This is a genomic window from Pseudobutyrivibrio ruminis HUN009 (genome assembly GCF_000703005.1).
In the GTDB taxonomy this organism is placed as follows: Bacteria; Bacillota; Clostridia; order Lachnospirales; family Lachnospiraceae; genus Pseudobutyrivibrio; species Pseudobutyrivibrio ruminis_A.
Map to the genome: position 1 here is coordinate 39,580 of NZ_JNLH01000002.1, position 26,721 is coordinate 66,300.

At 36.1% G+C, this 26,721-nt stretch carries 28 protein-coding genes; 6 read left to right on the forward strand and 22 right to left on the reverse strand.

The window, feature by feature from the left end:
* The 6 genes from BO15_RS0112540 to BO15_RS0112565 all read right to left on the reverse strand — a co-directional run bounded on the left by BO15_RS0112540 (window position 1) and on the right by BO15_RS0112565 (window position 5,205).
* The gene (locus tag BO15_RS0112540; RefSeq protein ID WP_033154991.1) at window positions 1-765 is read right to left on the reverse strand and encodes an alpha/beta fold hydrolase; all 765 of its coding nucleotides are present in this window, start codon (window positions 763-765) and stop codon (window positions 1-3) included.
* Entirely contained in the window at window positions 752-1,780 is a 1,029-nt protein-coding gene (locus BO15_RS0112545; RefSeq protein WP_081828729.1) for a ketopantoate reductase family protein, read from the reverse strand. Before BO15_RS0112545 ends, BO15_RS0112540 begins: the two co-directional genes overlap by 14 nt.
* A 1-nt stretch (window position 1,781) precedes the next feature.
* Window positions 1,782-2,681, reverse strand: a complete 900-nt coding sequence (locus BO15_RS13540) for a methyltransferase family protein (RefSeq protein ID WP_081828731.1) — start codon at window positions 2,679-2,681, stop codon at window positions 1,782-1,784.
* Entirely contained in the window at window positions 2,675-3,280 is a 606-nt protein-coding gene (locus BO15_RS0112555; RefSeq protein ID WP_026497934.1) for an L-2-amino-thiazoline-4-carboxylic acid hydrolase, read from the reverse strand. Before BO15_RS0112555 ends, BO15_RS13540 begins: the two co-directional genes overlap by 7 nt.
* A 16-nt stretch (window positions 3,281-3,296) precedes the next feature.
* On the reverse strand, window positions 3,297-3,938 hold the full coding sequence (locus BO15_RS0112560) for an L-2-amino-thiazoline-4-carboxylic acid hydrolase (protein ID WP_330372048.1): 642 nt from the start codon (window positions 3,936-3,938) through the stop codon (window positions 3,297-3,299).
* A 433-nt stretch (window positions 3,939-4,371) separates the two neighbouring features.
* Window positions 4,372-5,205: a DUF5688 family protein gene (locus BO15_RS0112565; protein WP_033154935.1), complete on the reverse strand. Its 834-nt coding sequence runs from the start codon at window positions 5,203-5,205 to the stop codon at window positions 4,372-4,374.
* Window positions 5,206-5,972: 767 nt separating this feature from the next.
* Between BO15_RS0112565 and BO15_RS0112570 the strand changes: the two genes are divergently transcribed.
* The 3 genes from BO15_RS0112570 to BO15_RS0112580 all read left to right on the forward strand — a co-directional run bounded on the left by BO15_RS0112570 (window position 5,973) and on the right by BO15_RS0112580 (window position 8,796).
* Window positions 5,973-6,551 carry a hypothetical protein gene (locus tag BO15_RS0112570; protein WP_033154936.1) on the forward strand — a complete coding sequence of 193 codons (579 nt, stop codon included), beginning with the start codon at window positions 5,973-5,975 and terminating at the stop codon, window positions 6,549-6,551.
* A 182-nt stretch (window positions 6,552-6,733) separates the two neighbouring features.
* On the forward strand, window positions 6,734-7,075 hold the full coding sequence (locus BO15_RS0112575; RefSeq protein ID WP_033154937.1) for a hypothetical protein: 342 nt from the start codon (window positions 6,734-6,736) through the stop codon (window positions 7,073-7,075).
* Window positions 7,076-7,155: 80 nt separating this feature from the next.
* Window positions 7,156-8,796 (forward strand): hypothetical protein, encoded by a 1,641-nt coding sequence (locus BO15_RS0112580; protein ID WP_033154938.1) that lies wholly within the window; start codon window positions 7,156-7,158, stop codon window positions 8,794-8,796.
* A 64-nt stretch (window positions 8,797-8,860) separates the two neighbouring features.
* Here the strand turns inward: BO15_RS0112580 and BO15_RS0112585 are convergent, their stop codons facing one another.
* From BO15_RS0112585 to BO15_RS0112630, 9 genes are all read right to left on the reverse strand, one after another.
* Complete coding sequence (locus BO15_RS0112585; RefSeq protein ID WP_033154939.1) at window positions 8,861-9,055, reverse strand: hypothetical protein; 195 nt, start codon at window positions 9,053-9,055, stop codon at window positions 8,861-8,863.
* 27 nt (window positions 9,056-9,082) lie between these two features.
* Window positions 9,083-9,883 (reverse strand): GIY-YIG nuclease family protein, encoded by an 801-nt coding sequence (locus BO15_RS13385; protein ID WP_052169962.1) that lies wholly within the window; start codon window positions 9,881-9,883, stop codon window positions 9,083-9,085.
* Window positions 9,883-10,653 (reverse strand): AAA family ATPase, encoded by a 771-nt coding sequence (locus BO15_RS0112600; protein WP_330372049.1) that lies wholly within the window; start codon window positions 10,651-10,653, stop codon window positions 9,883-9,885. Before BO15_RS0112600 ends, BO15_RS13385 begins: the two co-directional genes overlap by 1 nt.
* A gap of 195 nt (window positions 10,654-10,848) precedes the next feature.
* Complete coding sequence (locus BO15_RS0112605) at window positions 10,849-11,160, reverse strand: hypothetical protein (protein WP_033154941.1); 312 nt, start codon at window positions 11,158-11,160, stop codon at window positions 10,849-10,851.
* Window positions 11,161-11,271: 111 nt separating this feature from the next.
* A complete protein-coding gene (locus BO15_RS0112610) occupies window positions 11,272-11,691 on the reverse strand; it encodes a DUF6508 domain-containing protein (protein WP_033154942.1) in 420 nt (139 codons plus the stop codon).
* 6 nt (window positions 11,692-11,697) lie between these two features.
* Window positions 11,698-12,648, reverse strand: a complete 951-nt coding sequence (locus BO15_RS0112615) for an ADP-ribosylglycohydrolase family protein (RefSeq protein ID WP_099047371.1) — start codon at window positions 12,646-12,648, stop codon at window positions 11,698-11,700.
* Window positions 12,641-13,525: an ATP-grasp domain-containing protein gene (locus BO15_RS0112620; RefSeq protein WP_052169963.1), complete on the reverse strand. Its 885-nt coding sequence runs from the start codon at window positions 13,523-13,525 to the stop codon at window positions 12,641-12,643. The genes BO15_RS0112615 and BO15_RS0112620 overlap by 8 nt, the downstream gene beginning before the upstream one ends.
* Window position 13,526: 1 nt before the next feature.
* Complete coding sequence (locus BO15_RS13795; protein WP_052169964.1) at window positions 13,527-14,291, reverse strand: hypothetical protein; 765 nt, start codon at window positions 14,289-14,291, stop codon at window positions 13,527-13,529.
* A 14-nt stretch (window positions 14,292-14,305) separates the two neighbouring features.
* Window positions 14,306-14,683 (reverse strand): hypothetical protein, encoded by a 378-nt coding sequence (locus tag BO15_RS0112630; protein ID WP_033154944.1) that lies wholly within the window; start codon window positions 14,681-14,683, stop codon window positions 14,306-14,308.
* A gap of 160 nt (window positions 14,684-14,843) precedes the next feature.
* On the opposite strand from BO15_RS0112630, the gene BO15_RS0112635 reads away from it, so the two are divergent.
* The gene (locus tag BO15_RS0112635; protein WP_033154945.1) at window positions 14,844-15,326 is read left to right on the forward strand and encodes a GNAT family N-acetyltransferase; all 483 of its coding nucleotides are present in this window, start codon (window positions 14,844-14,846) and stop codon (window positions 15,324-15,326) included.
* Complete coding sequence (locus BO15_RS0112640; protein ID WP_033154946.1) at window positions 15,299-15,901, forward strand: SGNH/GDSL hydrolase family protein; 603 nt, start codon at window positions 15,299-15,301, stop codon at window positions 15,899-15,901. Before BO15_RS0112635 ends, BO15_RS0112640 begins: the two co-directional genes overlap by 28 nt.
* A 628-nt stretch (window positions 15,902-16,529) precedes the next feature.
* Here BO15_RS0112640 and BO15_RS0112645 read toward each other — a convergent pair.
* Entirely contained in the window at window positions 16,530-17,198 is a 669-nt protein-coding gene (locus BO15_RS0112645) for a helix-turn-helix domain-containing protein (RefSeq protein ID WP_033154947.1), read from the reverse strand.
* A gap of 206 nt (window positions 17,199-17,404) precedes the next feature.
* Here BO15_RS0112645 and BO15_RS0112650 point away from each other — a divergent pair, with 206 nt between their 5' ends.
* The gene (locus BO15_RS0112650; RefSeq protein WP_033154948.1) at window positions 17,405-17,827 is read left to right on the forward strand and encodes a hypothetical protein; all 423 of its coding nucleotides are present in this window, start codon (window positions 17,405-17,407) and stop codon (window positions 17,825-17,827) included.
* Window positions 17,828-17,856: 29 nt separating this feature from the next.
* On the opposite strand, the gene BO15_RS0112655 is transcribed toward BO15_RS0112650, so the two are convergent.
* The 6 genes from BO15_RS0112655 to BO15_RS0112680 all read right to left on the reverse strand — a co-directional run bounded on the left by BO15_RS0112655 (window position 17,857) and on the right by BO15_RS0112680 (window position 26,505).
* Window positions 17,857-18,951 (reverse strand): hypothetical protein, encoded by a 1,095-nt coding sequence (locus BO15_RS0112655; protein ID WP_033154949.1) that lies wholly within the window; start codon window positions 18,949-18,951, stop codon window positions 17,857-17,859.
* Window positions 18,952-19,109: 158 nt separating this feature from the next.
* Window positions 19,110-19,493, reverse strand: a complete 384-nt coding sequence (locus tag BO15_RS0112660) for a signal peptidase I (RefSeq protein WP_081828733.1) — start codon at window positions 19,491-19,493, stop codon at window positions 19,110-19,112.
* 5 nt (window positions 19,494-19,498) lie between these two features.
* Window positions 19,499-22,363 carry a C40 family peptidase gene (locus tag BO15_RS0112665; RefSeq protein ID WP_033154951.1) on the reverse strand — a complete coding sequence of 955 codons (2,865 nt, stop codon included), beginning with the start codon at window positions 22,361-22,363 and terminating at the stop codon, window positions 19,499-19,501.
* A gap of 2 nt (window positions 22,364-22,365) precedes the next feature.
* On the reverse strand, window positions 22,366-24,600 hold the full coding sequence (locus BO15_RS0112670; RefSeq protein ID WP_033154952.1) for a hypothetical protein: 2,235 nt from the start codon (window positions 24,598-24,600) through the stop codon (window positions 22,366-22,368).
* Between the two features lie 32 nt (window positions 24,601-24,632).
* Window positions 24,633-24,938, reverse strand: coding sequence for a single-stranded DNA-binding protein (locus tag BO15_RS0112675; protein ID WP_052169965.1), 306 nt, complete (start codon window positions 24,936-24,938; stop codon window positions 24,633-24,635).
* A 124-nt stretch (window positions 24,939-25,062) separates the two neighbouring features.
* A complete protein-coding gene (locus tag BO15_RS0112680; RefSeq protein WP_033154953.1) occupies window positions 25,063-26,505 on the reverse strand; it encodes a replication initiation protein in 1,443 nt (480 codons plus the stop codon).
* Window positions 26,506-26,721: the final 216 nt, after the last annotated feature.

Consider the following 26,721-nt stretch of genomic DNA (forward strand, 5'->3'; position numbering starts at 1 on the left):
TTATCCCCCCTGCCTTATGACCTTCTCAATCTCCCTCACAAACTTTTCCGGCTTAAATGGAGCCAGCCCTCCGTGGCCTGTGTCCTTGATCTTTCTAAATACTGTATGTGGAAAGATCTTTTTTATATATTCCACATCCCACTTTCTATCTTTTACCTCTTTTTCTGCGACCCAATATTCTATGTATTTACAGTCAGTACGGATATACTTCGGCATGGAATAATTGTTGCAGGATTCAAATGTCCTCCAGATTGTTTTAGCGCTAATCATCTTGAGGACCTTTGCTGCGTACTGCACATCTTCCTCTGACAGTTCATCAGTAGAAAAAGCTTTTTCCAACAGCTTTGCTCCACCAAGTTTTCCTGTGTATATCAACCAAAAATCCTTTATTGCTATCAATCTTGTAACGATCCAAGGAAGCTGATATGGAGTAATACCACCATCGATTACTGCACTCTGTATTATCACTTTGTTGCCTACAAGCATCCTGACTACAATGCTTCCACCCATGGAGCAGCCGTAAAGACACGTCACATTGCTCAGTCCGTTCAGGTTCAGCCATTCTTCCAATTCTGCTGAGATCTCTTCAACACTTGTGAAATCGCTCTTGTTGTCAGGGTCATACCCCGGAAGTGCAGGAATTATCAGATGGTATTTCTTTTCCAAAAGCGGAATCACATACTCGAAGTAATCCCACATAACCACGGACGGATGTAGCAACACTATGACCTTATCATTATCTTTTCCAAATTCATGTATCGTCATTTTTCCTATCATTCCTACATTCCACGTACATTAAAGGTATTGTTGAAGGTAACTGATTTGAGTAAACTGCTGTGAATCCATTATTCCTAAGGAATTTCAGATATCCGTTAGTATCCCTCTCAAGGTCTGTCCACTGCTTTGGAATATCGCCGTATTGCCCGATGTATGCCTTGAAATCCCTGTTGAGCGCACTCATCTCATCGACTGCATTCATCGCATGGTCTGAAGTGCAGAGTTTTCCAAGCTTCGTTGCGAAAATGAATTGATAGAACGGAAGGTATTTCTTTTTGAACTTTGGATTCCTAAAGTCTTTGTCGGAATCAGGCATAATTTCATGCCCATTGTCTTCCAGTACTGTATAAGCCGCAACAGTTGCGTCCATGATCCTGTTGACATAGACTTTGTCGCGCCTAAGCTTTTTTATATCACCATTTGTATAATAACAGGCAAAAGCTATTGGTATTACTGATGCTGCATGGCATATGAGCCAGTCTGTCATATTTGATTCATAGACTACTTTGAAGTTTGTTCCGGAGAATACATTTCTTATAAAATTCTCCTGCGAGGAAGTCCCCTTAGTATTTCCAACTGTTATCTTATTCAGTGACACTGATCTGATATAGTCTTTTTCCCTATGCCCTGCAGACATTGCAAATGCAAACAGCACAGTTTTTTCTGATAGTGCGGATGTAAGCTCGTCTGTCTTAAGATTGTTGCCGACAAATACAATGTTCCTGGAGGCATTATCTTTAAGAGGTTGAACAACACTATCTATCTGGGTATATCTGACCACCACGAATATAACGTCGTATCTATCATCCGATCTCAACCCATTAATCACAGGTATCTTCACATTGGTCTTTCTGCCGAAATAATGATGAATACTAAGCCCATTTCTTTTTATCTCTTCATACCATTTTCCACGTGCAAGAAGTGTGACATCTTTTCCCTGCCTGTACAAGTTGCTTGCAAGATTTCCACCCAACACTCCTGCTCCATAAACAAGTATTCTCATATCATTCCTCTCTTTTAAAGGTCACAAAGATGAGCCCTGCAAACAGAGCACATAATACTGCTCCTGTCAGCATCCATAGGGATAATCCATAATCAGTATTTGAAAGGATTCCATATATTGAAATAGGTATTCCAACTAGTCCGCCCAGCGACAATGCTCCAAAGCCCCTGTGCAGCCTTGCCGCTGTAAGGATGCGGTTAAGCCCTGCCGCCCTCTCACTAATAAGTTCCAACACGCCAATCATCATGAAAATTGCTACTATGACAGAAAGTACGGCATACATATTCGCCTCTTGCCTCAAACATTTCACTGTACAAACGATCCATATTATCCAGCCTGCATTCCCCGGCAAATCATATATCATCCACTTAGCAGTGGATATCTCCGTTCTATATATCCCAATGCCAGGTTTCCACGGGATGCATCTGTTTACGTTTTTCTTATACTCAGCGTACTCCTCACCATATAAATCCAAAAGCCACTTCTCTTCCGTTTTTATAAGTGCAACTGTCATAATAATCCAGTCAACTATCGGAAAAAGTAGCAGCCATGCATTATGCCACATAAGGGTAATCCCAGATAGCGCAAACCACCAGCCGCTGTACATCGGGTTCCGTACCCATGAATAAATGCCATTGGTCTGAAGCCTGTTCTCTGTTATAGAATCATCCATATCTGACCGGACAGCTCCTATATACCATACACCGATTCCCATTATTATGAGTAATGTACCAACCACTCGGAAAATAAGTATCCATGAATCATACAGAATTCCTATCTTAAGCACATAGCCAAACAAGATAATTCCTATTACATTGACCATAGCAATTCCATAAACAATATATGGCCCGACTCCAAAGAGAGGGAGTTTCTGCCCTTCTTTCATGTAGTTCTTTAACATTTTCTGATCACCTCATCATGACATGCAGGCCCATCTGATAAATCCGAATGTCTGATAAACTCTACATGCCGTGTAAGTCCCGAATAGGCTCTTGTATCTGTATTACAGAATATTTTACAAAGCGGTCTTATCCCATAGGTTTCAAACATTTCGACATACATACACTTTGAAATTCTATATTCTACCTTGTCTCTGGTGACATTGAAATAATCATAGGTTATGCTGCCATCAGTCATTCGTTTTTCATGGTCGCCGATATTCCACTTTCTGGCAATATCAAAACTGTTCGGAAGTGCGTTGATTATTGCAATTATCACATTGAAAAATGTCCTTCTTGCCTCAAAACCAGCGTTTATATAATCCATGATATCTGTGTCAGAAAAGCCAAATTGCTTTAGTTCCAGACACATTGCAATTACCGCATATACATGAAGCGTACTTGTTGATGGATAAACATTGTGTTTCCTAAAATCATCAGAGGCATACATCTTAGAAAGTCGGACAGCGTATGCTTCAACTCTGTCATCGACATTATTAAGTCCAGTTTTTTCAATGGCCTTTCGATATATCTTTTTATAGGCTTTTATCTTTCTGTCCATCCCTTATCCTCCAACTTTACTGAGGATTCGCTATCTTATCCGGCACAATCCAGTAGTCGCAGATAGAACCGCCTGTGGCCAAGGTATAATCTCTGTGTAACACCCCATGTTTTGCCTCTGTCGTATAGTGGTCTATCTCACAACAGACAGGAAGTATTTCCAAGAATCCGTTCTTTCTAGCAAAATCATTTAATGGGCAACGCGTGAAATGATAATAGATTCCATCCTTGTGCTTGTTTTCAAAATTGAAATCCCAGGTCTTGTCTTTATATTCTGGATGTTCATCAGCCCATTCCTGCATCTTATGCATCCTTTCATCACCCTTTTTTAGAGTTATTGGATCATTTAAATCTATTGAACTCAAGAACTTACTAACTGGAGGGGTCGTCATGAAATCTTTAATTACTTTTCTATATCCCTCATAATCTATAGCCCCATCAGCAGCTTTCCATATGGCAAGAAAAACAAAGCACATATAAATGTTTCCTGCCATTGGATTGTCGTAGCCTATATCCTCACATTTTTCAAGCATATCTTTATAGATAGGCTTAGCACCCTTTAGAGCTTTTCTGGTTACTTCTTTACCAAATTGATTATTGAGATGCTTGCGTAACAATAGCGAAAAAATCATATAGTACTTTCCCGTGTACTTCATCATATCCTCGTCCCTCCCCTTACAACAAATTAACCTATTGCTTCAATAAATCTCTCTGGCTGAAATGGAGCCAAACTGGCATGACCGTCTATCTAAGAGCTGCAAAATATTCCTGCCTTTCCTAAATAGAATAATATCACAACGGGTTAGATATTACTAACTGCATTTTGAATAACTTAAAATCTTTTGATATCCTGGGGAAAGGGGGTTCGGGGGAAGGGCAAGGCTCGGACATCCCCCGAGCGCACAACCTCCAACTCACCAAAACACAAAAAGACCAGCCGAAGCCAGTCTAATTGCTTTATCTATTTTAAAGGAAGGGTTACTGAGCAGATTAATGAATTCTGCTCAGTAATTCTGTTCCTCAGAACAGCATTTTTATTTCATAAAAATACTGCCATTTACGATTCTCGAAAAACTGATGTTTTTCAAGAATCTATGCAACTTTGGAAAGTCCTGTGGCATCATACTTGTAAACCGAATCAGTAAGCTTATCGCAAGGTGCAACCTCTGTAGCATTTACAGTCTTAACAAGCTCTAAAAGCTCAATAGCCGATGGGCCAAATTCGTCCTTCAATACGAGAATTTCATGTACGCTCGATGGAAGAATAAAGAAATCACCCTCAAGCTTTTCTCTAAGCTTCCCTAAGAATTCAGAGCATAAAACTCCTGCACCATGAATCATATTTTCAGATGTAACCACATAAATTTCAGGTAATCCAAAATCTAAAGGTGCTTCCTCTCCCATCATCATAGCTAAAGCTTCCTCTAGTGTCTTTGTATCAAAATCCATATCGTGACTTACTACATTGAATAAATCTTCCTCTGTAAGGCCAACCTTTGTAAGCACTCCATCCCTAATAAGGAAAGAACCTTGGCCACCATCAATCTCACCAACTTCGACTCTGTATACAATAGCCATATCTAAATAATCTCTGTAAACAACACCTGGCTCTAAAATCACATTCCCTGCAGAAACCATCTGAGCCTTAACATGACCTAAAATATAGTCTTTATCTAAGATGTTCTCCATATTTATAGAAGGAACCTCTCTTGAAATAACCTCTAAAGCATACTTCATAACCTCTTCAAAGCTTGATAGCTCTCCTACATAAATAGTAGGACAAACCATCCTCTCTTCATCTATCTTCTTAATAACAAGACCTGTCTTAACCTCATTGTTCTTGTTAACTTTAGTCTTTTCCACAAAATACCCCTTATCCTTAAGCTCTCCATTAACCTTCTCAATTAATCCCTTTGTAACTCTCATTTCTAAAATCTCCTTTAAAATAAATATCTTTCCTTGGACAAACCAAACTCCTTAAGGTATTGGCATAAAAGCCAAACACATAAAGAAAAACAATGAACAAAATGAAATCCATAAATGGTCACTAAACTTCATAATCACACCTACCTTCCTATCAAATTCAAAACCTAAATCAGCCCCAACCTAAAGCCTTGAAACCAACTTCAAATCTTTGAAAATCCTATTTTTCTTCCGGCACCGAAGCCGGGAATTTGGAGCCCTATTTAGATTTAGCTTTTAGTTTTCCTATAAATCCTTTCTTTCAATATTTTTTCTTCCGTATACCTCGCGGTTTATTCGTTTGCCCGGAGACAAAAAAGGACATAGACCGGCTGCTATCAAGGGTTCGAAGAACTTGTCTTGCCCTTGATAGTAGCCGGTCTATGTCCTAACTTTTTGTTGGAGTGGCAAATGAAGAAACCGCAGGGGAAGGGAAAATGTAGAAAGGTTTATGAAAACTGAAAGATAAATCCCCCATCGGCGTAGCCGATTATAATCCTTCCTTGTAGCGAAGCGATTGGTCTGTGGAGATGGGCAGACCTGGGTCTGGAAGACCCTGCTAGGAATGGTACAAGTATCCATTTTCCGTTTCATATACTCTAGCCCCAAAATCACTAATACCCCAATTTCTTTTCAAGATATGCCTTATTAACGTTATAGAATTTTAATATTCTTGACACCGTACGGTATTTATAATATTATCTTACAGTTGCAATTTAGAAAGGTAATATATGAAAAAGCAATTAACTTTGGTATTAGCACTTAGCACTATGCTTAGTGTAGCTCTCACAGGCTGTGGTTCATCAAAGAATGATAATGGAACCTCAGCTGCTAGCACAAACAATAGTACAGAAGAAACATCATCTTCTTCTGTAGATACAAGTAGCTTTACAGACTTTACTGTAGAAGGTGCTGAACATAAGGTAACCTTCAAGTATGATAATGAGGCATATGAATTAGAAGAAGCTACTTTAGAAATGCTTGATTCAGTAAATAAATGCTATGTTGCAGATAAGCTTGGCTCTGTAACAGTATCAATGTCACATTATAATGGTCAGGATATGACAGCAGAAGATGCTGAAAAGAGAATGACAAGTAATGAAAACATGATGAATTCAATTCATGATTATACTTGTGAAGCATATTCTAACAGCGGATTTGATGGATATGTGGAGACCTATTATAACAATACAACCAATTCAGCTAATCGCTATTATGTATTAACAGATGGAGACTTCTATATGTACGTAGAAGTAAGCTACCTACTCTCTGACCCATTTGATTTAGAATTTTCCGTAGAAACAATGTAACATCCCCCCATTGCAACACCGCCCCTGATAAAACAGGGGTTTTTTTAGTATCCTAAAAAAATACCAAAAAATACATTAAAAATCAGGGATTATTTTTTATTCCAGCCATTATTTAAAAAAACAGGTTTACAAAATAAAGATTTATTTCTTTTTACCTGTTAGAGAAAAAGGAGGAAATAAAAATGACCCTAAAATACTTATCAAACAACAAACTTCAGAAAATTACCAACACACTTTCAAAGGAGGCCTTTGACAACCCATATCCCTACCCAATCATCTTCGTAGACCCAAAAGAGGTTAATACAGCTCGCTTCTATCCTTGTGTAGATATCCCAGGAGGGCATGAAGACGAATGCTTCATCGAAGTGTCAAAGAAACTTCGAAAAGCATCTCCTCAGACCTTCATACGTTGCCTACTATCTTGCCTGAAAGAGTACAACGACTGGTGGTATGGCTATGAAGTTCGTTGTGCCCTCACTCAAGAAGATATAAATAATCTAATAAAGACCTTAGATGAACCCTAATCAAATATAAATGTAGATAAAAGCTATTTTCTCTTATGGTAGAATAACTATATATCTTATATGCATAAGGAGAACCCTCTATGAAATTACCATATGACGCGTTTGAAAATAATTCCATCATGCAACAAGCTGGAGATCTAATTGCTAAGAAATATGCATCTCTTATTGTTGAGGATCAATATAACCGTGAAAACGGCATTATTATCGAACCTGATACAACGGGTGTAGACTTCTACTTTCTGCAGGATTTTATGACTGATGAAATGTATGTAGATTTTCCTGTAATTGAACAAGATTTCATGGCTCATTGTGGTAGCAGATTAAAAGAATTTGATGATGTTTGTTGGTATGACCAGACATATATAGGTATCTCAAGACCTGTAGATGTCATGTATAGCAACGTCCTTAGATTAATATTCAATGGTGCTAAATTAGGAGACTCTTATTGCCTAGAATTAATCAAATCTTTGTATAAGACATATTACAAAAAAGAATATCGTACGTTTAAAAAATTCGATGTCTTCGCACCGGAAGATATTCTATGTATTACAGAGGACGACGAAATCTCTATGAATAGAGATTATGCTATAGCCCGTGTCATGTGCATGGCACTCTTCTTCAATAAAAAACTAAGTGATGATTGCGCCTTATGGTATAAGATTTTTGACATGAAAAGGGAAGAATTCTATAAGCTTGTAGACCTTGCCATTAATAGAATTGATGTTAAGGAAGAAACAATGGAAGAAGCTGCAAGGCAGATTGATGAATGGAATGAGAAATCTCTTAAAGACGAATCTACTATACAAACCTATAAGGATATTATTGAGTTTTCAAATGCATGTTTTCATATTGCAGGGTACCAAGATGACTATGATAAAACCTGCATGACTATGTTCCAAGGTGGTAGGCTTCATTTAATCATTACACTTTCAATCTTAAAGACATTACATCCTAAGCGTAAATATACTTTTGAAGAAGTACAGGTATGTACTCGTATCCGTGACTTAATAGTAGCACTAACTGATACCGCTCATGATTTCGACTATGAGACCAGCTACTTGTTAGGCACCGATTTAGATGAAGCAGACTTAAAAGAGGTAGTCTTTAAACCATTAACAAATATAGCTGAAAATAAGTCTACTAAACCAAAGGAATTAGTTAATACAGCTCCTGTGTCTTGTGGTAATGCTTCAAATGAAGACTATCTAAAGGAAATTGCAGAGCTACGAAATAAGTTAAATAAAGCCGAACAAGATATCCAATACCTTCGTAGTAACAATAAAAAAGCAAAAACCGAAGCTGCTACTTTTGAATCTTTAAAGAATCAGTTGGAAGCAGAGCACGAGGAATTAATCCATCTTAGAAACTACGTTTACAATCTTACTGACGAGACTGTCCCAGAATCTAATACAAACGTAGAGCAACTGAAAAAAGCCATCGAAGACAAAAACATCCTTATCATCGGAGGCCATCCAAACTGGCACAATAAGCTTAAAACCTTATTCCCTAACTGGAGCTTCATAGGCGTAGAGAAGTTCGCTTCACTAAACCCTGCAACAGCCGATGGCAGGGATAAAGTATACTTCTTCAGTAACTTTATCGGTCACTCAGAATACTACCGCTTCACTTCATATATGCAGAAGCACGACATCAACTATGGCTACTTGAAGGACACCAACACTGACAGTAATATCAAGCAAATATTCGAAGAGCTTAAGTAAACAATAAAGGCGGAGCAAGAGCTCCGCCAAAAAATGGAGTCCACAATGTGGGCTCCATTCTCAACTAACATATTAAATTGAATATAGTAACAACCAATGCTACCGGAGGAATCATGATTAGCAACATGCTCGATAAACAACTACCATTAGGCTTATTACCACCACTTCCACCACCTTTATCTTCCTCGTCTTCTTCTAGAATAATCTCTGTAAGAAGTATATCATCCATACCAATGTTACCATCGTTATTCCAATCCATACATACCTCCGATAAGTTCTCTACCTACTAATTATCCTTAACGTTATATTTGGTATTTATTGAGCGTAATAATTCAAGCTCAACCTCTTTAAATTTTTCAGTCTGATAGAAATACAGCTTAATCTCTTTGTTTTGCTTTGCGCATTCTAAAACTACTTTATTCATCTTGCAGTTAGTAGTCTGTCCACCTTCAAAACAATTCCTAGCTGATATGACACCATATCCTGTATTGAAGCGATTTCTTAGATTCGCAGTTTCACCAATATAGATAATCTCATCGTCTACTATCCATAAATATACACCCGGTACCTCATCGGCAGAAATCTTAAACTTACAGAATGTGCCTCCACCATAGCCATGCAATTTTAGATTATGCATATTCTGATATCTTGACTGTGGAGCATCTTCGATTACTAGTCCATTGGAATCACGCTCTACATCAATAATCTGCAGAAACATAAAGTCGTAACCGGCAACATTAATTGTTTCCTGTGCTGAAGGTGCTTTGGATAAAATTATTTTCTTGCTAACATCACTTTTGGGAGAAGGTTTCCGATTTGTAGTATGAGATAGTATTTCTCCAGTAGATACCTTCCTAAATTCAATTTGCTTTCTAATTAAATCCTTTTTGGAAACAACATAACCCGCATCTATCCATGAAAAAGCATGAGAATGCGAATTGTTTCCACTAGACCAAAATGCCCCATGATTATATGCAGAATTAGGAAGTGAAAAACCTAAAATCCCTTCTATTTTCTCAAATGAAAGTGATATTACTGACTTATTGCAGCATCGCAAATAGTCTCCTAAAGGATCATACTTACTCATTACAGCTGTTCTCCTATAGCTTCAAACTCTTCTCTTCTATCCATAAAAAATTTATAGTATTCTTGTACATTTTTTAGTAGATGCCAGTCATTTGGCCCAGCTGGATTCTTATCCAAGTCATAAACTAAAGCATCTCGTATAGACAGTATAAATGGTGAGTGTGTTGCAATTATAAACTGACATCGAAATCCTCTAACTGACTGCTCTAAGAAATTTACCAATTCCAACTGCATTTCTGGAGATAAGCTATTCTCTGGCTCATCTAGAATATAAATACCATTCTCTTTTATCTTTCTAGTAAAGTATCTAAAAGCTGATTCTCCATTTGAATACTCTCTGACATTGTCTATTAACGTTTTTCTTATATATTGAGACTGAGTCTTTGATTTAGCTGCATTGTGTTTTCTCAACTCCTCGATATCATCGATAGATTTAAGCTGATATGAGCTATACTTATAATCCATGTATTCTTCAAATCGATCTTCCCGTTTATTATCAATACCCTCATTCAATCTTCTGATATCAAGCATATAGTCAAAGATATCATCAGAAGTAATTATCACCTTCTCGTCCATTTGAGCATTGGCATAATCTAAGTCGCAGCGCTCTAGATAGTCCTCATAGAAATTAGAACGATTATAAGGAGCCATTCTCGCGGCACCAATCTTTTCCGCAATTATATTTAGCATAGTAGTCTTTCCTGAACCATTACCACCATACAAAATAGTTATGTCCTTAAATCTAATTTCTTCTATCCCTTTTTGTGGCAATAGCTGAAAAGGGTAGAAGCTATCGTAACAGGTTCTTTTTATTGAATTTAAAAACATTTCCTCAGCTAGACCTGAGGCAAAATAAAAGTTTTTCAAGTATACCATTCGTTTAGTTCCTCATCATATTATGTCTAGTCTCACAGAATATGTGATATACATGTTGTTCAATTCATAATCCTACAAATTCAAATTGTCCTAGTCGGTATTCTCTTCTGTAAGCTTATCTATTATTCGTTTTATAATTTCCGAAGATATATCATCTACTCTGTAACAATTACCAAATTCCTTACTGTTATAAATGTAATTATTTCTGATATACAACCCCAAAGAAAAGTGATATTCAACTGGCCTCGGATTCTTAATCATATATTCCTTAGACTCCTGGCTCAATTCCCCAATAATTTGATTTGCCACTTTATCAACGTTCTTATCTAGGTCCTTCCAATTAGTCCCATACATTGATACATACACCATTTCTTTTATTTGTTTTGTTAAATCAGTATCCATATTTTTCTCCAGTATAGTAAGTGCGTATTGTGATTTAGGATATAAAATGCCTATAAAACTCGATTTTGCAGTGTTTTATGCTCTTTGTTCTTTCTAATATTTTTTTATTTATTAAGACTTATCATCTATTTCTTTCAATCGCTCTAACCACTTTATGACTGTTCCATCTTTTAATGCAGCGAGCAAAGTACCCTCACAGAATCTCTCTCCACGTAGTAGGCCTGTAAACATGGCCATTACTCCCTGTCCATCCATGTTTGAAACATCAGCCTCTATTAAAACGTTATATTTCCATTCAAGTCCTCTGTCCTCTAATAATTGATTATAATTCTTCAATTCAAAATCAGGATTATCATCAGTAAACTTTATAATGGCCTCAATCAATTGATGTACAACATTAGTATGTCTAGGAAAAGGCATCTGCTTTGGATCTTCATTTGTCCCAGCATGGGTATTATCAAAAATCCACTCCCCATATGAATCTGTTCTTAAAGGCTCTAATAAAGCTATTAACTCACTATATTTCCCCATAATTACCTATACCAATCCTTCTATCCATTCTTTCTTTGGAATAACATCAAGCCATTCACAAGGAATATCATCCATGCCATAGCATGCCCCTGCCAAGCCGCCAGCTACAGCCCCAACAGTATCAGTGTCATCTCCTAAATTTACTGCTTTTAAAACACACTCTGCATAGGAATTGGTATTAAGGAAGCACCATATAGCTGCCTCTAAAGTATCAACAACATATCCGCTACTTTTAATCTCATTTTCTGAAAGCTGCATGAATGAATCTATATCCCATATTCTTTCAAAGGATTTAATCTCTTCCTTAATAAGCTCATCAGATTCTTTTTCTTCAAGATACTGTCTTGTCCAATCAAGGCTCTGTTTAACTTCATCTAGCTTATCCATATCGCTGAGTAAAATGTCTGCAACTAGTTTACTATAGATAAGACATGCCAGCTTACTGCGTGGATGTGCATGTGTTAGGGCTGACATATTGTAAATGTACTCCACATCATTTACGTTCTCCCACGCAAGACTTTCTTTATGATGTAAAGCTGTAGGCATCGCTCTCATCAAGGAACCATTACCGTTATCCCACTCAGTAATACCACCGCTCAAAAGTGGTTCTGCGCCTTTACCATACCTAATCAAGGCTCTTGCAGTAGCCACACCATTATCAAAGTTCTCACCATAAGGTGTATATTCTCCGTACATAAGCCAATTAGTAAATTTATCCATTAACTTACTATAGTCTGGCTCAGTATCCCCTGCTTCTTTGTACCATTCCAATGTTGCTATTGTCATACTTGAATCATCTGACCAGGTACCTGCTGGCTGATTATGTGTACCATAAGCCCGCATACCAGTAACTGGATCTGCTTTTCTTTCCTCTCGACTCGTAAATTCCACCGGTACCCCTAAAGCATCTCCAACTATAACACCCATTATTGCGGAATGATCATTTCCTTTAGTCATATTTCTCACCCATCCTTTTTTTATTAAAAGCCTCATACAACTTTTTGTAGTAATCCGTATAATCCTGGTTATCCGATAAGCCTGAAACGGATCCATCCCCAGCCTCTATGATTCGCCAACTTCCGTCTTCAAGCTCCGCATAATCAACAGTGTAATAGCAGCTATTCAGGTTAGCATACTTCTCTACAAGTTCTTGAGGCGGCATTTTAGAATCTATACCCTGCCCTGAATTTCTACTAATAGTTAAAGGCTTATTGTTTACATAGAAAACCCTATACTCATTTGTATTACCATCTTCTCGTCTGAATGAAAGATATTCCTTAATACAAATTCCACCTGTAAGTAAGTCACCTCTATATTTGTAGAATACTTCCATCCATGAGTCGAATTCGTCTTGCTTCAAGACTTTGGCATCAAAATATCTCGGAAACTCTGTTCCTTTCACAGACTTAACGTAATCTTTTACCATGAATCTATCAAAAGATTCTTTTAAGTGTTCCACGCTGATTCTCTCATGTAGTTTGAAGATTTCCATCTTTGCCGTATCTTCCTTAACATACTCATATACATTTGGAAAGATATGCATAAGTTCATATTCTTTTGGAGATGTGGCAAGCTCAATGTTATTGTCTTCGAGTTTCTTATAAAACGATTCATATTCTTCTGGTTTCATCATCCAGCCGCGATAAACTACTTTAGTCATTTCAGCAGGAATTTTATTAAGAACAAGCTTTCCCTGGTTAAACCATTTTTCATACCCAAATATAATTACATCAAAGAGACCTGTTGCTATAACTGCATCATACTCTGCTTGTAAATCCTCATCTACTTTCTGAGTATTAAAAAAGCTGGATGGGAATAGTATTGTTTTAATCATCTTATCTTTCCTCCGCTTCTGTATCGTAGAATACTAATATTGTGCCTTCCTCACACAAATCTAATGCTTCATTAAAATCCTCTATATTTAAATAGCTGTATGTCATTGCAATACCATCTTCATACTCTCCATCTGTATGCTTGGCAACATCCACTTCGTCAAAGGTGTTTTCCCATAGCTGAGCTTTCGCACCAAAGAAATGAAAATTTCTTACTCCAGAATCAATATATTTTTCAGCAAATGCTTTTATATAGTTCTTATCCTCTATCTGATTTACTTTGAAGAATACATCAACATCAGGTCTAAGGCATTCTGGTATGTCATCTTGTGGTGCTATTAGCTTTTCAATCTGCCTTTGGAAAAACTTCTGCGATTTGGAGTAAACCATATTTTCATTTGATATTTCATAATTATCTACGTCGCATCTATTCAGAATAATGGTCTCTTCAATTGGATCACCCATGGTCCAGTAATAGTGCCCATCCAGCTCGTAGTATGTATGCTCTTTACCTGCAAACTTACACTTAAATCCATAATCTCTGATGAATTCCACAAACCATACAAATTCTGCTTTGCCCTCTTCGTCAAGCTCGTTCTTTACGTAATATTCATGTGGAGCAAAGTCTGCATAGGTCTTAGCAAATGTCCAAGGATATTTCGATACAAACTGGCGAATCCTATCATTATCATCTTTAAGCAAAACCTCTAACATCTCTTTAGAGAAATATCCCTTTGGTTCAACATAGGTAAAATCTTTCTGATTCATACATTCCTCCATGATTAAAAATGCAAATTAACAAACTCCCATATTTTCCCTGTTAAGTTTTCTTTTTCATTACCTGTCCAACCCCAGAATATTTCCTCATGGTAATCACTATAGATAAACCTAACCTTACGCTCGCAATCATCAACTGTATATCCGCACTCAGTGGCATTTCTAACAAACTCATATAATTCAGAGAAAAATGCCTTCATCTCTGGTTCTTCGACCTCTACTTTATATGGACTAACATGTTTTTTACTTCCATTAAGAGTTCTATATCCTTTAATCCCCTCTAACGATAGTTCAACATTGTCAGACCTCATACATTTACAATCAGGGAAACTGTATAGGCGTTTAGTCATAATTATCTTTTGAATATTATTAATTGATTTCATATTGTTACCCCCTCGTATCTTTCAAAGACAATTTAGGCTCCTCTTCTGATTATAAGTGTACTCGACATCATTCCAATAAAATGGACACCTCAGAAACCTTGAAAATACAAGAAATAATAGATATTCTCTATGTATAAAACTAAGAAACAAGAGGTAAACTATGCAAATCAGAACTGCTACTATAGATGATCTAGCTGCAATAGCAGCTGTAGAATCAGAATGCTTTCCACCTACAGAAGCTGCTACAGCTGAAGAATTTAAAGAACGCTTAGAACATTATGCTAATCACTTCTGGCTCATGTTTGATAATGATAAGCTTATAGCTTTTGTTGATGGTTTCTGCACAGATATTCCAAATCTCACCGACGTCATGTATGCCAAAGCGGAGATGCATAACGAAGACGGTATATGGCAGATGATATTTGGTGTTAATACTCTTCCATCATATAGAAACCATGGTTATGCTGGAGAACTAATACAAGCAGCAATAGCAGATGCTAAAAGTCACGAAAGATCTGGACTAGTTCTTACCTGTAAAGATAAGCTAATTACTTACTATTCAAAGTTTGGTTTTATAAATGAAGGTATAAGTGAATCCGTGCATGGTAATGTCACTTGGTATCAAATGAGGTTAACCCTATAAGAAAACTAATTCTATTTGGTGATTCAAATACATACGGATATGATCCAAGGGATTTCCTTGGTGGTAGATATTCTGAGAATGAACGTTGGGCTACTATTGTTCACAACACCCTAGCAGACCGCTTTGATGTCATCGAAGAAGGAATGAACGGTCGCCATCTCCCCTCTGTAGAGTATGGCTACTTCACAAACCTTCTATCAGACCTTTCAGAAAATGATATCTTTGTTATGATGCTTGGTACCAATGACATCCTGCTAACCTACAATCCCAACGTAGAGCTAGCTGTGACAAAGCTTGATAGAATCTTAAGCTATGTCAAAAAAAACTGTAAAGCTCAGTTCATCCTAATAGCTCCACCTTACATCAAAGTAATGGAACCAGAAATGCAACGTTACCATAATTGTTGCATAGAGATGAACCAGCGCTCCCTTGAACTAGCAAAACAATATGACATCCCTGCCATCAATGCCAGCGAGTGGAATATTAAAATGGGTTCTGATGGAGTTCATTTCTCTATTGAGGGACATAAAAGATTTGCTGAATGCTTTATAAAAAGCCTGGAAAATTTCTTGTAAGATTATGTTGATGTTCGATTGTTTTTAACATCCTCTTTTGATAGACTTAATTCCGGTGCTACCATTTTCGGGTAGGCGGCTGGTCTTCAACTAGAGGACTGTGACCTCTATTTAGAATAATCTGTCTTTGAGCAGAAATATCTATGGAGGAAAACATTGATGTTAACATTGGAGCAATTTGTAGCTATTACTGGATTATTATTTACAGCATTTGGAATCGGCTACAAAGTTGGCCGAGATAGCAATGCAAAGAAATAGCCGTCCTGCAGCCTGGAAAACTTAGGACGGCTTAAAACGTTTTAATTAATCTAGGCCACCGTCTATCGGTAGTGCCTTTTCTTAACTCATATTATAAAGACTATGTGCTTATTTGTAAATAACTATTGAACTTTTCTGTGGTCTACGTGACATTTCATAAGGTAGTGAATAGACCACAATTTCACATCTGCAACATCCATTTTTCACAGATATTTCTCCACTTTTAGTAACACTAATTGAATTTGAAGTGGCAAATATTTACAGCTTAATCGTTATTTTATGACTATCATTTGATTTCATACCAGAAATGAACCAACCACAAGATATAACCTAAAAAAAGGTATGTCACATAGTAATGACACACCTAAAACTATTCTTCTATAGTTATTAATCCCAATGTTAGCGATAAGATATTTGCCATAGTATTATTAATGTTATCAATCAACTGTAAAAACTTCTCATGGCTAATAATCCCTGTCCTCTTGCCATTATGAATTACTTCATGAAAAAGAAAAAGCTTACCCTTCCCCATATGATTTCTCTCATAATCCAAAAATAAAGATAATGGAGCCGTCTCTTTGCAGGTATACACTTGATATTCCTTTACACTAGTCAATTCATTAAGATTTGTTGTACTTTCTATTTCCCTACACTTATTTCCATTGTTCGCATCAGATAATATATACCTAATTCTGTCACTTTCTGTAGTCTCATTTTTTGTCCAGATAAGATATGGTAAAAAACTCAAATTCAAATTCTCAATGCTGGTAACCAAATCAACAACTATCTTATATTTTGTATGAAGGATGTGATATTCTTGCTCTTCCTTGGTCTTGAAATCACTATGCCCCAATAAATATTCCGGCGTTACCTCCAAGTACTCACATAATGGTATTATTACATCCTCTGGTAGCTTAGCCTGATAGTTAAGCATCCTGTTAACATGCTTAGGATGATACTGTATTATTTCCCCTATCATTCCATCTGTAATATTTCTTTCTCTCTTAAGTTCCTTAATTCTCCTTACAGCCTCTTTCAACTTTTTTCCCTCCAAAATGTTACCATGGGTAGTTGTTTTATCTATCAACTCCAGTTATTTCAACGCAAAAACTAGATTCTTGCGGTTCAGTTTCTAAGCAGCAGGCTGTATAATATACCCTATTGGTGAATAAAGTGTGATAAATGTTCAAACTTTTTGTTAATTGCGGTATTTTGTAACGTTTTTATTTATCAACGGAGGAGTATATGAATAAGTTAACCGCTGTACATGCCTATAAAAGGCAATTTAATCATCTCTTGGTGCAGGAGCTTAAATTGCACCTTCCAAATCAATTAATCTCACTTAGAGTTGAGGAGACTGAGGATGAAACATTAATCTTCGCTCAGTTCGGAGACAGTGATGATCTGGCGCTTTTTCCTATAAGCCAAGATATGACTGTTTTTATTGAACTAGCAACCAATGCCCCTGTAGAAGTGGTAACAGACTGGTTCAATAATTGTACCATGAGCTTAGCTAATGCTATAACTATAGCCTATGATGAGTTCATGACTAACTTAAATCTATCTACATCTATAAACACACTCATTGAAATGGTCAATGAAATGAAGCACAACATCCCAGATAAAAATGTAAAATTCGTACACCTAGAAAAAGAACTTCTGAGATAGAAGTTCTTTTATATCGTACGGTATATAGTTTAGGCAAAAAAAATTTTGCGCCCCGTTTTAGCGTAAGCATATTCCTCAAGAATCTGCTTTACCTCTCGGGTATTGACGGTTTTACCTTGCTTTTGGCAAAAGGTTCTAAGGCTGCGACGTGAAATCTTTCTAATTTTACCAGTAGCTGTAGTATGACACTCATCCACATGCTTAATGAGAGCTTTAATTAGTTCATTGATTTCTTCTTCTGTAAACCTTAGATTCTTCGCAATCTGCTGACATACATTTTCTTCTTCAGGACAAAACTGCTCAACAGATATGTTTGCTGTCTCATCTTCGAGGGTTTTATTTATAAATCCCTCGTTACTGTCGAAGCTAACACTATTTGAGAGCATATAGAAAACGTCAAGTTCACTTTTCCTCGCAGATGATATTTGTCTTATTTCTTCAGTAGTAAGCGTTGTTTTGCCATCCATATCGCAATTAGCCTCAAGTGTTTTCTTGATTCTTTCCATACGTTTCTTAGTTGCTGCAGGACAGCTTATAATAGCGTTCTTACCTAGTACCTCATTATAAAGGAAATGCATTAGGCTATTATATACATATGGATAATTCAGCCCACCATAAGTGTATTTGTCTAATGGATAAGTAGAGCAAATTCTATATAGCTCAATTATTAGCTCATTATATAAATCATTTTGATCTACATACCTATAACCGGAAAAGTTGATTTTATAAACAAAGGAAGATACCTTATGTCCCATTAGTAGGAACATATAAGTAAAGATGTTGTTAACACCAGCCTGGCAAGCCTCTATTATTACTCTTTCTTCATCAGCGTTAGCATGAATTAAATTGTAATAATCTGTCTCAAGCCACTTTGCTCCTGAGCTGATATTATTTAAAGCATCCATGAGAGAACCATCCCCCTGTGCTGCAACATTAATAATTCTATTTTTTAGTAATACGAAAGTATCTTCATCCATCCATTGGAGTTGGCAGAAAGGTACTAGATAGCTTCTTTCATATTTAATTGCTATGTGATCTACTAACTTTCTCTCCTGCTCACTTAACTGGACCTTTGGAGTTGTAAGTTTTAATACTTCTTTAATAGAGTTTTCCTTTGCATTCATATATCCATCCTTTCGCGTTTAACTACACCGTACGATATTTATGCGTTATAAAAAATATATATCGTACGGAATTGGAACTTGAATATAATATCATCCTATTCCGTACGATAATAGTGGCAAATTTCATTATATTTTACGCTTTATATCGTACGATATTGTCAATATATAACAATTTTGTACTTAATACGCTCTTTTTGGATGGGATTTATATCAATATTTTGGTTATTATCACCCTTAAATATATAGGTGCCATCTTCATTCTTAGCATATACTCGATGTATTATTGTCTCTTTAATTACGTCTGTGTTTTCTGAATAAAGCTCATATGCTGCTATGTCACCCACTTGCAATTCATCAGTTCCGACCTGTTTAGCTAAAACGAACTGATATGTATTTATACAAGGCTCCATACTATCAGACATAATAAGGAATGGCTTATATCCCAGTAGCAAGAATTCTCCGCATGTAGCCTTGTAATAAATAACACTCACAAACAAACCTATAGCAAGGAGCATCATCAGCTTTTCTATTTTCGCTTTCATATCATTTATGGAATCGTATAATAATGATCAAATCCACAGGTGCTTAAAACAACATTGTTCCTAGGCATTCCTGTACAATGAATCCATAGAGCTGAACCATTGTCATCATATCCATAGAAGATTCCTATATGTCCTCCTGCTCCATTTTTATAAAATACGCCAATATCCCCAGGTTGTAGCTCCTTTGCAGATATAGCATTTAACCCATAGCCATCTTCATCTATAAATTTAGATGTTGTACTAGTTGGTACTAAACCTGAAACTACGGAGTTGTAGCAATACTGCACAAATCCATAGCAATCTACTCCAGCTAAAGTTCTTCCCTTTTCATCAGGTGCAACAGTTTCACCAACCTTTCCGCCTGCTGATGTTGCAAAAGGATATACTCCAAATTCAGTGGCTTTACCACCCCAGTAATAAGGAACCTTTCCCACAAGTGAGATTGCATTGCTTACAATTTCTCTTCTGGTATCATCAACATTTATGTTAGCAAGCATAGATGCTATTTCTTCAGATGAGTAGGTAGCCTCAGCAATAAAGCCATAACCTCCCATCGGATCTATACCATAAGCGTCATACCAATCTGAATCATAAAGACTATTGCACCAATCTATTTCGTCTTGCTCCCATGAACTCAGCTTTTCAAAAATAGCACCGGTCATATAGTCATCATCAAAAGCATCCTGCATGAAATATGTATCAAGATGTATTTCTACGTCTCTATGGCCGTAACACACATCAACGCTGTGACCATCACAATAGTATTCAATCTCTTCATAGTCATATAGTTCTGGCAAATGAGTCTCATCATTAATCCTAATTCCAGTTTTTTTGACTGTCCTACTTTTACATCCCTCTGATGTAGCTGGTGCAATACTGCTATATATATGCCCACCTTCAGAAGAAATACGATTCATATAGTCATATGCACTACTATCATTACAGCTATAGCTATACTCCTCACAACCATCAGCACAACAATAAATATCTGTCTCTATTAAGTTGTCTTCTGTTAACTCAGGGTTCAAATAATTCCAGTAGTTATCAATTATGTCATCAAGACTATCGCTCTTCTCCCACTCGCCGTCTTCACCAACATAAGCAAGTATAATTGCATCTTTAATGTTGTTGGTTCCGTCAGCCATTAGATGTCCAGAACTGTCTTTGTAATAAATCTTATAGCCCTTTGTCCAGGTAACATTTCCATCTGGGTCAGTCTCTGGATGACCATACCTATCTATAGTCTGGTCTGCAGCAACTAGTGTAGTCTTAGGTATTCCTTCACCTCGTTCCCTAGCTGCAGCCTTTCGTTCATCCAGCAACCCTTGTAGGTATACAACCTTGTCATAAACTGATGTATCTTCTGGTCCAAGAATAGTGGTCGACGTTAAATGGCTATTATTCTCCATTGCCTGTGTAATCGAGAACAATAAGGAAATAAGCATATATACAGCCATTATGATTAGCGAAATGGCAAGTAATACATATTTCAACTTTTCTATTATTGAAAAGAACTTGCCGATTCCATCTCTAAGTACCCTAATAGGTGCCATTCCATAATCAACAACCGTAAATGTAACCTTACCGGCCTTCTTGGCTCCTTTTCCTACCTTTTTAGCGGTAATTGCAGCTTTCTTGGCAGCTTTTGACTGAGCAATCTTTTTAGCTTGTTTCGCAGCCTTCTTTTGTGCTTCTTTTATAGCTTTAACACTTTGCTTGTGTTCAAACTTTGCTTTAACAATCTTCTTGGCAGCTTTAACAGTGTATTTCACCTGTCCTTTAACTGCCTTTTTCACAGCAGTTCCAGCCTTTAGTGTTGAATTAATCAACGCACTCTTCCCTTTGTGAAGTGCAATTCCAAAGCTTCTTCTATAAAGCAAATTGTATTTCACGCAAAGTCGGTCTAAGGCAGTTCCAAATTTTATAGATACTTTTAAACCAACTCTGACAGGCATAGCTACTACTCCGCACCTATGCTTACCAATTAAAACTCTATATCCAACATAGGTTACCTTGCCGGTATTAAGAAGCTTCTCAACGCCCAATTTGGCATTATCATCCGCCTCTCCAGACTTTCTTCTAAACTTATATATTGCATACTTCATATCTCTGTTTAGAAGATGTGATGCAAGTCTATTTCGCCTTCTAAAATTATTAAGTCTGTCTTGCATCCTAATAGCATGTCTACCAGTTTCAGTAACACCATTCTTATCAGCCTTCTTTAGGAACTTCTTAATAGATCTAGAAGATTTCTTGTTCCAGTCTGAGACATTCCTAATAGCATCATCTTTTGAGCGCATTGTATATAGCTTTAAAAGCTTTACTGATTCCTTCTTATTAAGGAAAAAGAAATCCGATGAATATAGGTGCTTTTCATACTTTGTTCCTTTTACAAAACTCTTTAGCTCATCCCTATAAAGAAACATCCCCTGATAATACTCTTTATTCTTAGTGATGATATGTCTATCTTTTCTAGAAAATCCCAGCTCTTTCAACTTACCCTTTAATTCCTTATTACTCATCGTGGTAAGACTCTCTACTGTAAAAGCTCTACTATTTATTGCTTTATCAAGCCTAGCACCTGCTTTTCCCTGGTCAGTTAAATGCTTTTTATAATCACTTGCTGCAGCTTTAGACGCACAAACTGTAACTACCTCTTTTAGTGGAATAGTAATTTTTCTTATTTCAGCTGATCCTTTTGAAAAGTTTGAATCGCTCTGCTGGACTGTCACATCATATGCTTGTTTTAAAGTGTGCTTATATTTATCAAGATGAATACCATTAAATGATTCTATAAACTCATGAAGCTCCTGCTTATCAGCTACTTCATTTTCATTATTTAATTGAATGCTTTTTTCCATCTGTTCCATAGCTAATTAAAAATACTAAAGAATGGTTCATCACTATTCTCAAAATGATCATTGAATGCGATATTCAGAGATGGACTTATTATGATACCTTCTTTAGGCTCCCTATCGGTAATATATGGCACCAATATTTTTGGTATATTCAATTTTTCAACAAAATACTTTCGTTCTATAGGTCCTACTGATAAAATCTTGAATAATGAAATCTTCTTCAACAGGTATTCAAGTTCAATTACTGCATCATCATCTGTTACAACCTTTACTGATTCTTCTAAAACCATTGTTACAGGCACTTTAAGCCGTTTGCAACGGTCTAAGATAGATATTAAATAATCTGATGTAGTTTCTGATTTAAGGAATTCATCCACTGCATCCAAAAACACGCATAAGTTCTTGCAGTTTTTCTTCAATTTAATAGATTGACTCCACAAATAATCCAATGTTGTCAAATATTCTGCAAAATTCTCTATTTCGACAATGTTGACTCTTGATTCATCTAGTGATGGAGGAGTTGAATTTACAATATAATCTCCAATTGCCCTTCTAAAAAGCTCACATCGTTTTGGATTCATATCAAGATAATCAAGTGCCATGTTGTAATCATGCATCTCATTAATAAGACCAACATCTGTTTCAACTTTCTTGTAATACTCTTTGAGCTCTTCCTTCATTAGCCTTCGCTTATAAAATCCATCTTTCGCAGTAACAAATGCTTCCAAGAAAATACCCCGTGCCTTTTTATAGTCAATATCTAGACCATAATCTTCATCTCTGGAAAATAGATCTGCTGTCACAGCTCTAAAAATCTTACTATCAAAGGTCTCCGTAAGTTTTTTGTATTTTTCCGATTTATTAGTCACTATAACAACAGTTGCATCTGTAGACATAAGGGTGTTAACTACTTCCCTTTTAAGTGAATAGTTTTTAGCATATTCTGATCCACCAGTAATCAAGGCTATCTGATTTTTCGATCTGTCAATAAAAACCATATTGTCATTAATTGCATTAAGTCCTTCAAGCATTGGTTTAGTAGATTTAGAGCCATTGATATTTATTGGAAGAATCCTACTAATTCTAGAAATGTTAAATACCCTCGATACATCAATCTTTGTTTCTGCTAAAGGTAAAACTGATTGAAAAGCCTTATCCTGCATATAATCACAAGTCTTAATCTGGCAAGAATACTTTGAGGCAGACAGCTTTAACATCTTTGTATCTCTTTCAAGTTCCTCTAATGACTCCGCATAAAGACCTATAATGAATGATACTTGAATTACTGGCTCTTCTTTTGCAGCACTGTCTCTTAAGATATCAATAGCATTTCTAGTAAAACTGTCGGATTCACATTCATCTATAATGTTTTCTACTTTTTGTACTCTCTTCTGTTTTCTATCTTCAATTGTTCTTCTTACAGGAATCTCCTGTATTTCCGTGTTTTCTTTGATTACTCTTTTTGCTGCGTTATAACCAATCATTGAATCTAATGGTTGATAACCTATAGATAAAATGCTGTTGTTACTTACAGATAACAAATCATTAAGTATTGTATCTGTGTTCTCACTTGGAATATTATTAATAAGAAACATCCTCACAAAATGTCTTCCAAGTCCTAAATAATTACGATTTCTCTTGTCATACGACGAGGCTGCAATTAGTTCCTTAGTAGTAATCTGCTTGAATTTCGATATATCCAATGTTGAATCAATATCTGGATTATAGATATCATGCATAAGCTCTAATCTTTCAATCAAAGACATTGGATAAACTTTAAACCCTGGAATGATTTCAACTTGTCTAGCTATTATGCCCATAAGCTCTTCAAATATCTCAATGGCTTCTAAATGATTATCTGCTCTTACTTTGACTGTAAGTACCACATCAGATTTATAGTTGTTATGGCCAACATCTATGTTTTTAGCTAATACATTATTGTATTTTGCTATTACTTCATTTACTTTCCTGTCATCTGTTTCCTCAATCTGTATTTCCTGCAAATATTCATCCTTATCAATGACAGCATTTCGAATAACAAATTGAAATGACGTATCTTTTAATCCCACGTATAATTCAGAAATAGACAAATATATAAGTTCCAGATCAATAGTAGAATCCGTCTTTTTCTCATTTAATATCCTATATGATTTACTATATGTTCCTTCGCTACTACTTATAATCCCGCTATCTTCAAAACATTTTTCATATGGAATCATACTTACATTTATATTTTTTCTTTTTCTCATCTTTTCACCTAAACATTGGAGGCGCCTATGCATTAAGCCTTTTCGCAAAAATCGATTCTATCTACAATAAATGAAATCTCGTACTTCTTCTCTCCATCCTTTTCATATGTGTTATTTCTAACACTACCTGATACTAAAACGAGCTTACCCTTGCCATCTGACAAATACTCATCTACGACTTTCTTTGTATTACCAAAGCATGTCATATTAAAAAAGTCTGTCTCAGGCTCAGCATCCCCTCTTTTATCTTGCTTTACAGCAAGAGGGAATCTTGTATATTTCTCTGCAATTGTTGGATCACCAGCAAGGCGTCCTAATAATCTAAATTCGTTTAACATCTATTACCTCACTTTCCTTCTGCGCCTCCTAAATATAAAATGGCCCAAAAATTAAGAAATGGTACACTTGCATAAAAAAAAGACTCTAGCACAATGGCTAGAGCCTCGAAAAATCAACAACTATTTAATGTTTTAGTAACTGTCTTTCTAATTCATCCATGTCATAATCTCGCTGGCTGAACTTATTGAATTTGTTTTTACTCTTTTCAGTCTTCTCAGGTTTAGGGTTTGCTCCTTGTGCTATCATTGCACAAATATAACCTATCCTATCCTCAATTTTATCAAGTTCCTTATTCTCAACACGGGACTTGAAAGCTATAAGAATCTGCATGAGATATTGAATATCTTTGTTTTCTCTCTTAGCACAAGCAAAAACTCTGTCTATCTCCTCAGGAGTGAAGGTGATTCCCAGCATCGCAGCTGTTTGACCTATCTGTTCCTTAAGTGGATCCATTTCTTTTTCTTCGATTTCAATAATCTCTTTTGCGGTAGATTCAATATAGTTCTTTTCTGATATATTAAATCTATATCCTAAAACCTTGCTTCTTTCTCTTACTACCTCATATTCAAAAGTAAAATCACATTCCGCTACTTCATTGATACTTTCGTAAGCAGGTTTCAGAACTCTTTCCTCTATCATATTGTATTTATATGACTCTGGGATAGAGAACTGATGCTTAAACTCATCAAGAGCTATTTCAAAGATACCAGGTGTTGCATTTGGATACTCTTTATATCTCTTTCTATTTTCGAGGAACCAGTATAACGCTATTGTATATTTTCCTCTTAGCTGAGTTGTAACCTCAATTGAGCCATACGCTCCATGTACTAATCCGGAACATAAAGCCAAGTCCTTAAAAAAGTCTGTTGGTCTAAACTCAATAAATGCTACTTCATTTTTCTTATCCTTCTTGTGATATCTTAAAATATCAAACCAAGGGACAACAATATCATCTTTACCGTCTTCACCAAGATCTTCAAACTTTAAATGTCTATCGACTAGCTTTGAGGTACCTCTTCTAAATACATCATAAAGATACTTTTCATTATTATATTTAGAAAGCTTGGTAAATGATGAAGGCTCAATCCTATATGTCTCATTATCTGGAAATGAAGACATTGTACCTAAGATAGCATCAAATACGATGTTCTCATCTGTAGTAAACTCCATCTTACAATGCATGATTAACGCATCTGTTCTATAAGCAATACCAGCTCCACCCTTTTTAAGTGGATGCTTATTATTCTGGAGTGCTAATAGTTTAAGGAGTGTTTCATGAGAATTTTTTGTAAATGTTGCAACTAGATTATCAAGAGATATTGCATTCTTTATAAATTCTTTAATTTTTGTCTCATCTTCAGAAACTACAGCTACACCTTTTTCATCTACAACGTCAGCTTTTATCTCGTCTCTGTCGTAAATATTTCCTTTATTAGTGTGTGACAGCTGATGTTCAGTTTGGCCTAACCCTGAACCTAATGGATATTCATCTTCATCAACGAATGATTGGGTTTTAGGGTTATAAACTCTGTAATTCCCATCATTATCTTGTACTCTGTATGACATTATTCTCACCCTACATAGTTATTTATTACTTATATTATATTACCCTTAGTTTTGTTCCATAGCAACATTTATTTTAAAAGTTCCCTCTTAGTCTTAATTTTGTTCCCTTTAGCAATATTAAGTGATATCTTATAGCTAAAATTCTTTAATTATAGTGAATTTGGGCTATATGGGAACATTTGACGTAAATGTTTTTTCAGTCTTATTTTTGTTTCC

Bases quoted from the DNA above. Each gene is read 5' to 3' on its own strand.
- BO15_RS0112540 (WP_033154991.1), bottom strand. From the start codon at position 765: ATGACGATACATGAATTTGGAAAAGATAATGATAAGGTCATAGTGTTG.
- BO15_RS0112545 (WP_081828729.1), bottom strand. From the start codon at position 1,780: ATGAGAATACTTGTTTATGGAGCAGGAGTGTTGGGTGGAAATCTTGCA.
- BO15_RS13540 (WP_081828731.1), bottom strand. From the start codon at position 2,681: ATGTTAAAGAACTACATGAAAGAAGGGCAGAAACTCCCTCTCTTTGGA.
- BO15_RS0112555 (WP_026497934.1), bottom strand. From the start codon at position 3,280: ATGGACAGAAAGATAAAAGCCTATAAAAAGATATATCGAAAGGCCATT.
- BO15_RS0112560 (WP_330372048.1), bottom strand. From the start codon at position 3,938: ATGATGAAGTACACGGGAAAGTACTATATGATTTTTTCGCTATTGTTA.
- BO15_RS0112565 (WP_033154935.1), bottom strand. From the start codon at position 5,205: ATGAGAGTTACAAAGGGATTAATTGAGAAGGTTAATGGAGAGCTTAAG.
- BO15_RS0112570 (WP_033154936.1), top strand. From the start codon at position 5,973: ATGAAAAAGCAATTAACTTTGGTATTAGCACTTAGCACTATGCTTAGT.
- BO15_RS0112575 (WP_033154937.1), top strand. From the start codon at position 6,734: ATGACCCTAAAATACTTATCAAACAACAAACTTCAGAAAATTACCAAC.
- BO15_RS0112580 (WP_033154938.1), top strand. From the start codon at position 7,156: ATGAAATTACCATATGACGCGTTTGAAAATAATTCCATCATGCAACAA.
- BO15_RS0112585 (WP_033154939.1), bottom strand. From the start codon at position 9,055: ATGGATTGGAATAACGATGGTAACATTGGTATGGATGATATACTTCTT.
- BO15_RS13385 (WP_052169962.1), bottom strand. From the start codon at position 9,883: ATGAGTAAGTATGATCCTTTAGGAGACTATTTGCGATGCTGCAATAAG.
- BO15_RS0112605 (WP_033154941.1), bottom strand. From the start codon at position 11,160: ATGGATACTGATTTAACAAAACAAATAAAAGAAATGGTGTATGTATCA.
- BO15_RS0112610 (WP_033154942.1), bottom strand. From the start codon at position 11,691: ATGGGGAAATATAGTGAGTTAATAGCTTTATTAGAGCCTTTAAGAACA.
- BO15_RS0112615 (WP_099047371.1), bottom strand. From the start codon at position 12,648: ATGACTAAAGGAAATGATCATTCCGCAATAATGGGTGTTATAGTTGGA.
- BO15_RS0112620 (WP_052169963.1), bottom strand. From the start codon at position 13,525: ATGATTAAAACAATACTATTCCCATCCAGCTTTTTTAATACTCAGAAA.
- BO15_RS13795 (WP_052169964.1), bottom strand. From the start codon at position 14,291: ATGAATCAGAAAGATTTTACCTATGTTGAACCAAAGGGATATTTCTCT.
- BO15_RS0112630 (WP_033154944.1), bottom strand. From the start codon at position 14,683: ATGAAATCAATTAATAATATTCAAAAGATAATTATGACTAAACGCCTA.
- BO15_RS0112635 (WP_033154945.1), top strand. From the start codon at position 14,844: ATGCAAATCAGAACTGCTACTATAGATGATCTAGCTGCAATAGCAGCT.
- BO15_RS0112650 (WP_033154948.1), top strand. From the start codon at position 17,405: ATGAATAAGTTAACCGCTGTACATGCCTATAAAAGGCAATTTAATCAT.
- BO15_RS0112655 (WP_033154949.1), bottom strand. From the start codon at position 18,951: ATGAATGCAAAGGAAAACTCTATTAAAGAAGTATTAAAACTTACAACT.
- BO15_RS0112660 (WP_081828733.1), bottom strand. From the start codon at position 19,493: ATGAAAGCGAAAATAGAAAAGCTGATGATGCTCCTTGCTATAGGTTTG.
- BO15_RS0112665 (WP_033154951.1), bottom strand. From the start codon at position 22,363: ATGGAACAGATGGAAAAAAGCATTCAATTAAATAATGAAAATGAAGTA.
- BO15_RS0112670 (WP_033154952.1), bottom strand. From the start codon at position 24,600: ATGAGAAAAAGAAAAAATATAAATGTAAGTATGATTCCATATGAAAAA.
- BO15_RS0112675 (WP_052169965.1), bottom strand. From the start codon at position 24,938: ATGTTAAACGAATTTAGATTATTAGGACGCCTTGCTGGTGATCCAACA.
- BO15_RS0112680 (WP_033154953.1), bottom strand. From the start codon at position 26,505: ATGTCATACAGAGTACAAGATAATGATGGGAATTACAGAGTTTATAAC.